This is a genomic window from Thermobacillus xylanilyticus, from assembly GCF_907165215.1.
Classification (GTDB): Bacteria; Bacillota; Bacilli; order Paenibacillales; family Paenibacillaceae; genus Thermobacillus; species Thermobacillus xylanilyticus.
Genome location: NZ_CAJRAY010000105.1, coordinates 1 through 13495 on the forward strand (window position 1 = coordinate 1; position 13495 = coordinate 13495).

Genomic DNA, 13495 nt, shown 5'->3' on the forward strand with positions numbered 1-13495 from the left:
TCTTTTTCTATGTCCGCTTTTTCCAATTCCTACACCCACGAAGATTTTACACTAACGCCCGCCGGCGGGCAGCCGAAACGAATTCATCTCAAATTAATTAGACTATCAGTCTAAATTGAGATGGATTCCGCCACCCATCCGTCGTATAATAGACACAAAACCGTCACAAAATCACGTTGGGAAAGGCGGCTGACGGTCCGTGCGCGCCTCCACGCGAAAGAAGAAATACCTGGTCGCGGAGACGGCGTTCCGCCTGTTCCGCGAGCGCGGTTACGACAATGTGTCCGTCGACGACATCATCGCGGCGACCGGCACGTCCAAGGGCACGTTTTATCATTATTTCAAAAGCAAGGATGAACTGCTCGGCGAACTGCCTCAGCGCCAGCTCGCCGTCCTGGAACGATGGGCGAAGGAGCGGAGTCCGCTGCGGATCGGCTCGCTGGAATCGCATATGCTGCAGTTGTTTTTAGACCTCGGGTCGGTATTGGAGCCGGTGCCGCGCGTCGTGCTTCATCTGGCGGCGGTCAGCGCCGACCAGCCGATCTTGAGGCGGCTGCAGAGCCGGCTGCGGGCCGCGCTGCTGGAGGAACTGATGCGCTGGCTCGGCGACCGGGAAAAGGCGGCATTTCTGATGGCCGTCTATGACGGGACGATCACGGCGTGGCTGAACGGCGAAGGCGCCAGCCTCGAGGAGCTGCTGCGACGCAGGATGGCGGCGGCCTGGGCCGGCATCCGGCACATGCATGAAGCGGAAGACTGGACAATCGGCCGGGGAGCCGGCGCGAAGGAGGAACATCGAATGAAGATAGCCGTCATCGGCGGCGGCCTGGCGGGACTGACCGCAGCCGCCTATCTGTCGGAACAGCCCGGCATGGAAGGCATACTGTTCGAGCGCAGTCCGCAGCTCGGCGGCCGCGCATTCACGTACGAAAAAGCGGGATTCACCCTCAATTACGGTGCTCATGCCATTTACGGCATTGACCGGCATACGCTGTCGACGATCGAGCAGGAACTCGGCCTTTCGTTCGGCAGCCGCCAGGTCGACAAACGGCGCGTCATGTACGCGAAGAACGGCGAGATCACGACCGCGCCGCTCGATTTCGTCAACCTGATGAAGACGGATCTGCTGGACGCGAAAGGGAAAATGCGGTTCGCCGCCGAAGCGGCGGCGGTCATCGCCAACATCCACACGCTGAAAAATTATCCGACGCTCGGCGACTATCTGGCGGAATCCGGAGCCGATGATACGGTGAAGGAATTGTGGGAGCATCTCGTCTGCTCGAATTTCTTCATCGCGCCGGAGGACGCACGCAAGGTGCCCGGCCACGTCATCAGCGACTATTACCACAACCTGTTCCTGTCCCAGCGGCCGGTCAACTACATCCTCGGCAGCTGGGCCGTCATCACGAACCAGCTCAAGCTGAAAATCGAATCGTCCGGCCGATGGAACATCGCGCTTCAGGAAGGGGCCGAGAGCATCCGCTACGAGAACGGGCGCTATGTGATCGCGACGAAAAAGCGGGAAGAAGCGTTCGACCGCGTTGTTTTCGCCATGCCGGTCCAGCAGGTGGCCAAGCTGCTCAAGGGCACGCCGTGGGAACCGTTCCTCGCGCCGTATGAAAACAACCGTTCGACCGAGGTCATGGTGTACGACATCGGGCTCAGCCGGATCGTGGCGCGGCCGTTCAGCTACATCAGCGACCTCGACAGCAAAATGTTCATCACCGACGTCTCCGCCACGGATGACACACTGGTGCCGGAAGGGGGCCAGCTGCTGCAAGGCGTCGCCTATCTGGCGGACGACGCGTTCGAGAACGAGGAGCAGCGCAAAGCCTATCTGGATGAGCGTCTGGCCGGCATGGAGGCGCTGTTCGACCGGCATTATCCGGGCTGGCGCGAAGCCGTCGTCGTCAAGCGCGTCTCCAAGAAGGCGATGGTGCAGAGCGTCAAGCATACGGCGGACAACCGGCTGCTGCCGGTGCGTCTCGAGAGCGTGCCGTTCTATTTCTGCGGCGACGGCTGCGAAGGCAAGGGCGAACTCGCCGAACGCGCCTTCTCCAGCGCGCGCAAGGCGGCCGAGCTGCTCGCGGCCGAACTGAAGCCGCTGGCCGCGGCAGCGCGGTAACGCCGGTACCTCGCGGCACACGCGTCCAGCGATCGGACGCCAATCTGGTGCAGAAATGCACCACATGGCGCCTTTCCGGCATCATGACGGCCAATCTGGTGCATATGTGCACTACATCATGGCATATCCGGGGGTGTGGTGGTCAATCTGGTGCAGAAATGCACCACATGGCGCCTTTCCGGCATCATGACGGCCAATCTGGTGCATATGTGCACTACATGACAGAAAGCGGGACCGTTCCCATTCGGGGAGGGTCCCGCTTTCCGTCTGTTTACGGTCTGCTTCAGTCAGCCCGGCCGGTTTTACTGTCCATCCGCCCAGTCCTTCAGCGCCTGCGCGGCTTCGGCGACGGCGTCGATCCAGCGTTCGCCAGCCGCCAGCTGCATGGCCGCCATGTCCGTCAGATCGGCCGGCACGTGCACGCTGTCGGCGGACGAGGCCAAGCTGCCGAGCAGCGCCTTGAGTCCGTCCAGCTCCCGGAGTTCCGCTTCCGACAGCGGCTCCGTGTGCGCGCCGAGTTCGCGAAGCTTCGCGTATGCGGCTTGCAGCCCGGACAGCGCGGCTTCTTCGATCGCCTTCACTTGCGAGCCCGCGGGTTTGCCTGCCGCCGCCCCGATGAGCCGCGCGACCGCCGGGAGCCCCGCCGACAGATCGCCTTCCAGCTCCACCTTGATGCGAACGCGATCCGCTCCCTGCGCGAGCACGAGTTGGTCCAGCGTCCGGCTCGCGGAGGCGAGCGAGACGGATGCCGCGGTCAGATCCCCGGCGAGCTGATGGCCTTCCGCTTCCCGCCTGTCGCGGCCGTCCTGCAGCACCAGCGTGTAAAGATAGACGTTGCCGATCAGGCTGAGCACGAGCAGCACGGACACAACCGGCGCATACCAGCCGCGTCTGCCGGCCGTCTCGCGGTCGAGCGCGTCTCCTTGCATTGTCTTGTCGTCCATGATGATCACCCTTCAGCAGTGTACCACGGCGGCTAGAGCGTTTCCAGCCGGACGCGGCTGCCGCTGCCCGCGGGTTCCGCAGGTTCGACGATCAGCCGCCTCGGCAGTCGCGCCCTCAGCTCCGGCACGTGGCTGATGACGCCGACCGCCAGGTTGTCCGTATGCAGCCGCTCGAGCGCGGTGACGACCGTGTCCAGCAGCTCGGGGTCGAGCGTGCCGAACCCTTCGTCCAGGAAGAAAAACTGCAGCGGATGCCGGCCGCGCAGCTGAATCTGGCCGGACAGCGCCAGCGCCAGCGCGAGCGATGCGAGGAACGTCTCGCCTCCGGACAGCGTGCTGACCGGACGGCGCACGCCGCCGTTCGCATCGTCCCGGATGACGAATCCGCCTGCGGAATCCAGCTCGAGGGCGTACCGCCGCTTCGTCAGGAAGCCGAGGCGCTCCGAAGCGGCGCGGCATACCTGTTCAAGCTGCGCTTCCGCGACGAATTCGACGAACGCGTTGCCGCGAAACACGGATTGCAGCTTCGCGTACCTTCCCGCCAGCTCCTCCAGTTCCCGCCGCCTGCTTTCCAGCTCCGCCCATCGGGCGGCCTTCCGTTCGAGTTCCTCCAGGTCGCGCTCGGCTTTGGCCGCGGCCGCGAGCGCTTCCTCGGCCCGCGCCTTCGCCGCCGCAAGCCGTTCCTCGCCCGCGCGCCAGTCCTCGTCACTCACCGAGCGGCCTTGCAGCACCTCGTCGATATGGGCGATCCCCGCTTCGATCTGGCGCATCGCCTCGCGGTGCGCCTCGATCTCCGCGGCGGCGGCCGCCTTGCGGGGCAGCGCTTCAAGCGCCGTTCTCGCTTCATCGGCATCGCGGAAGTCGGATGCCTCGAGCTGCTCCTGCAGCCGGCGCTCGGCTTCCTGCGCCCTTGCGGCCGCGGATTGCGCCGCCTCAGCCGCCGAGGCGCGGCGCTCGGCCGCCTGCTGGAGCAGCCTGGTCTCCGTCTCCCGCCGTTCCCGGCAGCCGGCAAGGCGCGCGCGCAGCGCTTCCGCTTCCCGCCGGACCTCCAGCGTCAGCTCCGCGGCGGGGCGTCCGCCCGTCCAGGCGGCCAGGCGGGCGCGCAAATCTTCCAACGTCCGGGTCCGGGCCTCAAGCCGTTCGCGCCACACCTCGCGCGCCAGCCGGGCTTCGTGCATGCCGCGCTCCGCTTCCTGCGCGAGCTTCTGCTGCTCCTCGACGAACGGCACGCTCCGCTCCAGCTTTTGCCGGATTTCCTGCGCGTCGCGGTCGCGCCGCTCCCATTCCCGGACGGCCTCGTCCGCATCCTCCGGCTCGAGCGACGGAAACCGGCCGCGCCAGGCATCAAGCTGCGCCTGGTGCGCATCCGCCGCTTCGCGGTGCCGCGATCGGGCGGCTTCGCAGGCCGCGGCCGACGCTTCCGCCTCGGCGGCCGCGCGCGAATGGGCGCGGTCGGCCTCCGCGAGCCCGCGCGCCAGCTCATCCGCTTCGCGGGCGATGGCGCGCCAATCCGCTTCGCACAGGCCGGCGAGACGGCGGGCTTCCTCCGCGCGGGCGGCCGCGGCATCGAGCGCGGACGCCGCCGCTGCGTCCGGATCGGCATCCGGTCCGGCCGCCGCGGCCGCTTCCCGCAGAGCGGCGTCTTCACCGGGGACTTCGCCGCCGCTATCTTCCGGCAGGGCGAACGTCCGCCCGGCGGCTTCGGCCGTCGTCCTCACCGTCTGGCCGGCCTGCTGCAGCAGCGCGTTCACCTTGAGCCGCAGACCGCCCAGCTCATCGGCGAGCCGCTCGCCCCGGCGGACGAACGCTTCCGCCGCGCGGGCATCCTCATCGGCAAGGCCCGGCTCCGGCACATGCGGGCGCGGATGGTCGAGCGCGCCGCACACCGGGCAGGGCTGCCCGTCCTTGAGGGTCTCGGCCAGCCGGGCCGCAAGCTGCCGGCGTTCCGCTTCGCGCACCCGCTCGCGCAGCGCGGCGGTCAGCGCGGGCAGCCGTTCCGCTTCCCGCCGGATCTCCGCTTCCAGTACGCGCAGCCGGCGGAACGCGTCGGCTGCCCGGTCGAGCAGCGCCTCCGCCTGCCGCACCATCGCCGCGCGCCGGCCCTCCGCCTCCCGGGCCGCCTCCCGTGCCCGGGATAATGCCTGCTCCGCCTGGGCAAGCTCCCGCTCCGCCTCGGCACGGCGGGCGGCGGCGGCGCGAAGCTGCTCCGCCTGGGCGGCGGCCGCCATCCAAGAGCTGCGCTCCTCGGGCGTCAGTTCGACCGCCTTGAGCTGCTCCCGCAGTTCCTGCTGCCGGGCGGCCGCCCGCCGGAGCAGTCCGGCGGCCTTCTCCGCCTGCGCCTCGCAGGCCCGCATCCGCTCCTCGGCTTCCGCAAGCCGCCGCCGGCCTTCCTCCGCTTCCTCGGCGATGGCCGCCGCCTCGCGCTCCAGCGCTTCCGCCTGCGCGAGCTGTTCGAGGCGCGCCGCCATGCGCGGTTCCGCCTCGGCCGCCTCCCGTTCCGCTTCGGCCCAAGCGGCTTCCGCCGCCGCGGCGGCCTCCGTGCGGGCGGTATGCTCGCGCTCAGTCTCCGCATGGCGGGCTTCGGCTTCCCGCCGTGCGCGCTGCGCTTCATCCGCCGTCTCCAGCGCGGGCTTGAGCCGCTCCGCCTGCTCCAGCCGGGCCAGCTCGGCTTCCAGCCGCGCGATCCGCGGCGCATCGGCCTGAAGCGCCTCCCGCCGCGCGGCAAGCGCCCGCCGCTCCTCCTCGCGCTCGCGCACCTGGCGCAGCGCGGCATGCGCTTCCTCGGCGGCGGCAAGTTCCGCGCGGGCGACGCCGGCGGCTTCCGCCGCCTGCCTGCGGGCTTCCGCGGCGGCTTCCCGCGCCGCTTCGGACGCGTCGCCGAGCCCCTGCTGCTCGGCGGCCGTCCGGGCCAGCTCCGCGCCCGTTTCCTGGGCGCGCCGGTTCAGCTTCAACAGCAGCTCGTCGCCGTACCGCTCGAGCGCGAACAGCCGCTGCAGCATCTGGCGCCGGTCTTTGCCCCCCAGCGACAGAAACTCCGCAAACTTGCCCTGGGGCAGCACGACCGCGCGGGTGAAATCGTCCATCGTCAGGCCGATCCGCTCCTCGACGCACCGGTTCACGTCGGCGAGCCTGTCCGCCAGCACCGCGTCGCCCTCCGGACGGACCTCGATGAACCGGCACAGATGGCAGGTGACGGATGCGCCTCCGGTCCGCTTGAAGCCGCGCTCGACTCTGTACCGCGTCGTCCCTTCCGCGCCCGTCAGCTCGAACGTGAACGCGACCGAGAGCGTATTTTCTGCCTGGTTCAAAATGCCCTGCGTCCCCTTCGCGGCCCGCTCCACCTTGCCGTAGAGCGCCAGCGTCATCGCGTCCAGAATGGACGACTTGCCGCTGCCCGTCGGTCCGAAAATACCGAACACGCCGCCCTCGCAAAGCCGTTCGAAATCGACTTCCTGCTTCTCGCGATAGCTTTGCAGGCCGGCCAATGTCAGACGGATCGGCTTCAAGCCCCGTCACCCCCATGCGCCGCATTCGCCGGACAAATGCCGGAAACGACCGTGTCCGTTGGCCTCGCATGAGACATCCGCCGTTCATGCGTCACGGTCATCCGACATCCCCTCCATCATCGGCTGCCGCGGTCTGCACGGCCGATTCCGCACGGCCGGCAGCCGCATCACCGACGTCCTGTTCGGCCAGCAGTTCGAGGAACAGCCGGATCAAGGCTTCGTCCGGCTCGGCGCCGCCGGTCTTCTGCGCGTAGAACCGGCGGAACAGTTCATCCACCGGGAGCTGGTCGCGCCGCGCCGCCTCCGTCCCTCCCCGGCCTGCCTCTTCCGGAAAAACCGGCCGGATATGTACGATGCCGTCATGCGCCTTGCGCAGCCGGGCGATCTCCTCGGGCGCGATCAGATCCGCCGTATGGATCTCGAGATCGATCCAGGCGCGCGGATCCCGGCCTTCGTCGAGCCACCGCCAGACTTCCGCGAGCCCGCCCGCCGCCGTCCAGCGGACGAGCGGGCGGCCCGAAGACAGCAGCACTTCCTGCGGCTCGACCGGACGGCCGGGAACCGCCTCGAACAGCACGACCGATTTCGCCTGCCCCGATTCCGAGAAGCTGTAGGCGAGCGGCGAACCGCAGTAGCGCACCGTCTCCCGGCCGGCTGCCCGCTGCGGCCGATGCAGATGGCCGAGCGCCGTGTACTGCGCCTCCGCGGGCAGCGCGGAAGGATCGACCGTATAGGCGCCGCCGACCTGGATCGGCCGCTCCGAATCGGACTCGACGCCCCCGAGCACGTACAGATGGCTCATCGCCAGATTGACCGCATCCGGCCGGAACGCGGAAGCCAGCTCCGCCATCAGCCGGCCGACCCGCTCCGAATAGGCGCCGCGCAGCGCCTGTTCGTCCGCTTCCGCCGCAAGCAGCTCGTTCAGCCGCGACTCGGACGGATAGGGCAGCGCCGCGATGACAGCGGTCTCGCCGGTGCGCGGGACGCCGATCACCAGCGGTTCGGCGGCCGGCAGCCCGGCGAGATGGATGCCGCTCCGCACGGCGAGCGGGGCGCTGGCCGCGATCCGTTCGGGATGGTCGTGATTGCCCGCAATGACCGCCACGGCCCGGCGCCCGCCGTCCGAGAGCCGCGTCAGCGCCTCGAAATAAAGCTGTTCCGCGGCGGCCGGAGGATTGACCGAGTCGTAGACATCGCCGGCGACGAGCACGAGATCGACCGCTTCCTCCTCCGCGATCGCGACCAGTTCGTCGACGAACGCCTCCTGTTCCGGCAGGCGGCTCCTGCCTTCCAGCGATCGTCCGAAATGCCAGTCGCCCGTATGCAGCACGCGCATGCCGCTTCCTCCCTTCATGGACATTCCGCATCCTAGACAATCCGCACCGCTTGCGCGGCGTCGAAGAAAAAGACATGCGCCTCGTCGACGTTCCGGCCGAGGATGATGCCGATCGATTCGGCGTACAGTTCAAGCTGGAACCGGTGGCGCTCCGCGGCGGCTTCGACATGGCCGTCCCAGATCCGGTCCGTTTTGTAATCGACCAGGACGAGACGACCCTCTTCGTCTTCGAACAGACAGTCGATGACGCCCTGGATGAGCACGGGCTCTTCCGCCGCCGGATTGCCCGCGAGATCCGGCCGGATGCGGCCGGCCGGCACGGTGCGGCTGAACGGCACTTCCCGCATCACGCGCCGTGCGGCGGCAAGCCGCCGTCCGAGCTCCCCTGCGAAAAACGCGGCGATCACCGCGCAATCCACCGCTTCGGCCTGCGCCGGCGTCAGCAGCTGCCGCTCCACCATCGACCGGACGATGTCGCGCACGTGTTCCTCGCCGTGCGGACCGGCGGCCGGCATGTGCTGCATGATCAGGTGGGCGGCCGTGCCGCGCTCCGCCGGCGTCAGCGACCGCTCTTCCAGAAAGCGCGGCCGCCGCAGCCGGAATGCGGGCGGCTCTCCGCCGCCCGATGCCGGCCGCGGCAGGGCGGACGCCTGCTCCGCCCCTTCGTCCGCTTCGGCCGCCGCCAGCATCCGCTTCATCTCGGTGACGGATGTTTTCGCGGCGATGCCGGCCGCGGCCGCATGCGGATACCGCCAGGACAGGCGGCGCTCCACTTCTTCCGCGTGCGCGCCCGGCGACGGCAGTCTCTCGCCCGCCGACATCAGACGCAGCAATTCTCCGCGCTCATCCTCCGTCGCATCGGCCGCCTCGGCGGCGGCAGCGGCCTCCGCGACCAGGAGTTCCGCAGGCGTCACGCCGAACCGCCATCCGAGCGCGGCCGGCCCGCCCGCGGCCGCCGGCTCCGCTTCCGGCTCGGCCTGCCGGACGATCGGCGGCATCAGCCAGTCGAGATAGCAGCGCGCCGACGTCAGCGCGTGATCCGGCATGCTGCCGTCCTGACGAACCGCTCCCCGCCACCGCTCAAGTTCCGCCGCCGCGTCCTTCGCCGTGCCGAGAAGGATCATTTTTTCCTTCGGACGGGTCATGGCGACGTAGAGCACCCGCATTTCTTCCGCCAGCATCTCGGCTTTCAGCCGACGGCGGATGGCGAGCTGCGGCAGCGACGGAAAGCTGACGCGCAGGTCCGGGTCGACCATCCGCGGGCCGAATCCGAGCTCCTTGTGCATCAGGAAAGAGCCGTTCAGATCGGTGAAGTTGAACCTTTTGCCGAGTCCCGCGACGAAGACGACGGGAAATTCCAGCCCTTTGCTCGCGTGAATGGACATGATGCGCACGACGTCGTCCTGCTCGCCGAGCGTCTTGGCCGTCCCGAGATCCCCGCCCTGGTCGCGCAGCCGGTCGATGAAGCGCAGGAAGCGGAACAGGCCGCGGAACGAGGTCGCTTCATACTGCCGCGCGCGGTCGAGCAGCGCCTGCAGGTTCGCCTGCCGCTGCACGCCGCCGGGCAATCCGCCGGCCAGATCGTAATACCCGGTCTCGCGGTAGATCCGCCGGATCAGCTCGGTCAGCGACCCTTGCCGAGCCTCGCCGCGCCAGCGCTCCAGCCGCGCGAGGAACGCGTTCAGCTTGCGGCGTACGGCTTCGGGAGCCTCGGGATCGGCCGCGGCGCTCCGCACCGCGTCGAAGAACGGCCCCCGGCGCGCGATGATGCGCACGGCGGCCAGTTCCTCGGCATTCAGGCCGCCGATCGGCGAGCGCAGCACGCCGGCCAGCGGAATGTCCTGGTACGGGTTGTCGATGACCCGGAGCAGCGAAAGCACCGTCTCCACTTCCGTCTGCTCGAAGTAGCCGCCCTTCTGCTCGGCATACGCCGGAATGCCCGCCGCGGCCAGCTCGTCCGCCATCGCCTGCGCCCACGTTCCCGGCGCGCGCAGCAGAATCACGAAATCGCGCCACGCCGCCCGGCGATGGGCGCGCCGCTTCGCATCGTAGACGCGGAGCGGCGGGCGCCCGTCTTCGCCGGCGATCATCGCGCGGATGCGCGCGGCGATCCAGCGCGCTTCGAGCTGGGCCGTCTCCAGTTCGGCCGCTTCTTCAGCGGCGGCGCGCGCTTCCGCATCCTCCGCCGTCTCACCGCCCGTTTCGCCCTCCGCGCCTCCGTCCTCCGCTCCGCCGGAAGCGGCGCCGCGGTCGAGCAGCACGCATTCGACGGTGAACCTGTCTTCTCCGTCAAGTCCCGGGTCGGCGTCCGGGTACGACGCGCCGTATTTCAGCTCGGCGCGTTCGTCGTAATCCATTTCCGCCGCGCGCTCGCGCATGATGCGGCGGAACACGTCGTTGACGCCGTCCACGACTTCCTTCCGGCTGCGGAAGTTGCGCGCAAGATCGATGCGCAGGCCGGGCGCCTCGCCCGCTGCTTCTCCCGCCGCGTACCGCCGGTATTTGTCCAGGAACAGCCCCGGCTCGGCCAGCCGGAACCGATAGATGCTCTGCTTCACATCGCCGACCATGAACCGGTTGCCGGCGCCCGGACGGGCGATCAGATCGATGATCGCTTCCTGAACCTGGTTCGTGTCCTGGTATTCGTCGAGCAGAATCTCTTCGAACTGCTCCCGGTAGTCGAGCGCGGCGGCGGACGGGATCGTCCGCTCGGGCGTCGAGGCGGGATCGCGCAGAATGCGCAGGCAGTAGTGCTCGAGATCGCCGAAATCGACCAGTCCCTTCGCCCGCTTCGCCGCTTCGTAGCGCCGTCCGAATTCGATGACGAGTTCGGCCAGCGCCTCCATGAGCGGAGCCGCGTCGTTCAGCTCGGCGGCGTATTCCGCCGGCGTCCGGCTGAACAGCTCGTCCGCAAGGCCGCCGACGATCTTCTTCGCGTCGTCGCGCAGCGCCTTGACCCGCTCCTGCAGCTCCTTGTTCACATCATCGCCGCGCTGCCGCTTGAGCTGCCCGAATTGCGCGGCGCGGAAAGCGCCGAACCATTCGGACATCGGCTTGTCCCGCACCGTATCGAGCAGCGCGCGCACCGCGTTCAGATCGTCCCGCAGCGTATCGGCGTAAGCTCCGGGACCGTCCGGCCGAAGGGCGCCGGCAAGCGCCTGATCGAGCAGCGACTCCGCCGCTTCCAGTTCGAGCAGCACGGCGCGCCCGATATCGCGTCCCCATGCGCTGTCCGCCAGATTGTCCGGGCTTGCGGCGCGGAACGCGGCAGCGGAGGCGCGCAGCCACGCTTCCGGCCACGGGTGGCTGAGCGCGAAATGGTACAGATCAAGCACAAGGCGCGCCAACGGCTCGTCGCTCCGGTCGCCGCCGAACGTCTCGGCCAGCCGCGCGAACAGCCCGTCCTCATCTCCGGCATACCGGTCCTCGAACAGATCCTGGAGCGTCTCGGCCTGCAGCAATTCGGCCTCGGTCTCGTTCGCGACCCGGAAGCCGGGATCCAGTCCGATCAGCGGATAGTACCGGCGGATGACGTCCAGACAGAACGAGTGGAGCGTCGTGATCGAAGCTCTGCCCATTAAGGCGAGCTGGCGGCGCAGATGGTCGGACCCGGGATTCCGCTCCAGCGCCTGCTCGAGCGCGATCCGGATCCGCTCCTTCATCTCCGCTGCCGCCGCGTTCGTGAACGTCGCGACCAGCAGCCGGTCGACATCGGTGTCGGAAGAAATTTTGCGGATGATGCGCTCGACGAGCACCGCCGTTTTGCCCGATCCGGCCGCCGCCGCGACCAGCACGTTCCGCCCGGATACTTCGATCGCCTGCAGCTGGTCTTCCGTCCAGGACGGTCCGGCCGGTGTTGCCGTCATGCCGCCCCCGGCCATCATCCTTCACCTCCGCTTTCCACAACGCCGTTCCCGCCGCCTCCGGCCAAAGCGCCGCCCGCGGCGGCTCCGTCCGACACGGACGGACCGACCGGCGCTTTCTCGGCATCCGTTCCCTCGCGCAGCAAGTCCCATATCCGTTCCTTCGGAATCCGGGCGATGCGCTTGTACCCGTTGCCTTCGATCAGCGGGTCGAAATGGCACACCGGCTTGTACGGACAGAACGCGCACGGCGTCCGGTTCCCCTGCCGGTACGGCGCAATCGCGACTTCGCCGTCCAGTATGCGGCTGCCGATCCGTTCGATCGTCCGGCGGACGGCGCCGCGCAGCACGTTCCATTCCTCCCGCGTCACGACGGCCGAGTCGCTGTAGAATCCGCCGTCTTTCTTGAGCCCGGCCGGCACCAGATCCGAGCGTCCCGTCTCCAGCTCCCGGTCCATCATCCGGATGATCCGCTCATCCGCCGACAGCAATCCCCGCGTCTTGTAGCGCCGCAGCGTCTGCCGGCGCACCTCTTCGCCCGGCAGCGGAGCGTACGCGGAAATCAGCGGATCGTGCACGTGGAAATAGAGCACGCCCGCCGGATCGGCCGGCTTGCCGAGCCATGCCGGGGCATGGGTGAGCAGCGCGTCCATGTAGGTCAGCAGCTGCAGCGTAAGGCCGAAGACGACGTCTTCCAGGCGCAAGGCCTGCGCCGACGATTTGTAGTCGATGATGCGCAGCAGCAGTCCGTCCTCCGTCTCGGCCGCATCGACGCGGTCGATCCGGCCGATGACCTCGACGGACCGGCCGGAGCCGGCCGGCAGCACGAGCGGCGGCAGCTTGCCGCCGGGGCCGAAGGCGATCTCCAGCCCGACCGGCGCGAACAGGCCGCGCCGCGCATGCTCGGCGAGCGCCGCCGCCGTCCGGGTGATCGTCTGCTTGAGCCTGCGCGCGATGAAGCCGTAGCGGCTGCTGCTCATGAGAATGCGGGATTGCAGGCGGGGAACCAGGCTGTCCACGATGTCGGAAACCGTCTTCGCAATTTCTTCCCGGGTCGCCTCGCCCAACCGCCCGCCGTATGTATCCGCCAGCCGGGAAAGCGCCGCGTGGAACAGCTGCCCCACATCCGGCGCCTCCAGCCGGAACAGCCGCCGTTCCTCCAGCTTCAATCCGTAGGCGGCGAAATGCTGGAACGGGCATGCCGTGAACCGCTCCATGCGCGATACACTCGCCAGCAGCCGGTCGCCGTACAGGCGGAGCGCCGTCACGGGAAGAAGGGGAGGCGCTTCGTTCCGATAGCGGAGCGACGAGACGACCGCCGCCAGCCGATCCCGCCATTCCGGCCGTTCGGCAAACCAGTTGTAAACGTCGCGCCACAGATCCGGCAGCCGGCCGCTCTCCTTGAAGCGGCGGAGCTGGCCGACCAGCAGCGACAGCGCGCGGTCGGGCCGGCGGATATGGCGAAGATGCTCCTCCGCGCCGCCGTCCGCGTCCGGCTCGCCCGTTTCGGTCAGTACCGGAAGCTTCGGGAACTGCGTCCGGACCTGGCGGATCAATTCCGAAGGATACAGCGCCTTTCCTTCCTCGTCCGCCATGGCGAAGCTGATCCACAGCGTGCGGGAAGGCATGGTCAGCACGCCGTAGATCAGAAACCGCTCGTCCAGCAGCCTGCGGCGGGCGCCGGGCGCCATCCGGATGCCGCCGTCCTCGAGCCGCTCCCG

At 68.6% G+C, this 13495-nt stretch carries 6 protein-coding genes; 1 reads left to right on the forward strand and 5 read right to left on the reverse strand.

All coding sequences use genetic code 11. The features are described from left to right. The first annotated feature begins 199 nt into the window (after nucleotides 1-199). Entirely contained in the window at nucleotides 200-2125 is a 1926-nt protein-coding gene (locus KJQ12_RS18880; RefSeq protein WP_213486949.1) for an FAD-dependent oxidoreductase, read from the forward strand. 302 nt (nucleotides 2126-2427) lie between these two features. Here the strand turns inward: KJQ12_RS18880 and KJQ12_RS18885 are convergent, their stop codons facing one another. From KJQ12_RS18885 to KJQ12_RS18905, 5 genes are all read right to left on the reverse strand, one after another. After that, nucleotides 2428-3069: a hypothetical protein gene (locus KJQ12_RS18885; RefSeq protein ID WP_213486951.1), complete on the reverse strand. Its 642-nt coding sequence runs from the start codon at nucleotides 3067-3069 to the stop codon at nucleotides 2428-2430. A 32-nt stretch (nucleotides 3070-3101) separates the two neighbouring features. After that, a complete protein-coding gene (locus tag KJQ12_RS18890) occupies nucleotides 3102-6575 on the reverse strand; it encodes an AAA family ATPase (RefSeq protein WP_213486953.1) in 3474 nt (1157 codons plus the stop codon). Nucleotides 6576-6672: 97 nt separating this feature from the next. After that, nucleotides 6673-7911 carry an exonuclease SbcCD subunit D gene (locus KJQ12_RS18895; RefSeq protein ID WP_213486955.1) on the reverse strand — a complete coding sequence of 413 codons (1239 nt, stop codon included), beginning with the start codon at nucleotides 7909-7911 and terminating at the stop codon, nucleotides 6673-6675. 32 nt (nucleotides 7912-7943) lie between these two features. After that, on the reverse strand, nucleotides 7944-11795 hold the full coding sequence (locus KJQ12_RS18900) for a UvrD-helicase domain-containing protein (RefSeq protein WP_213486957.1): 3852 nt from the start codon (nucleotides 11793-11795) through the stop codon (nucleotides 7944-7946). Next, the coding region (locus KJQ12_RS18905) for a PD-(D/E)XK nuclease family protein (RefSeq protein ID WP_213486958.1) at nucleotides 11792-13495 on the reverse strand (1704 nt) is incomplete at its 5' end. The genes KJQ12_RS18905 and KJQ12_RS18900, both read right to left, overlap by 4 nt.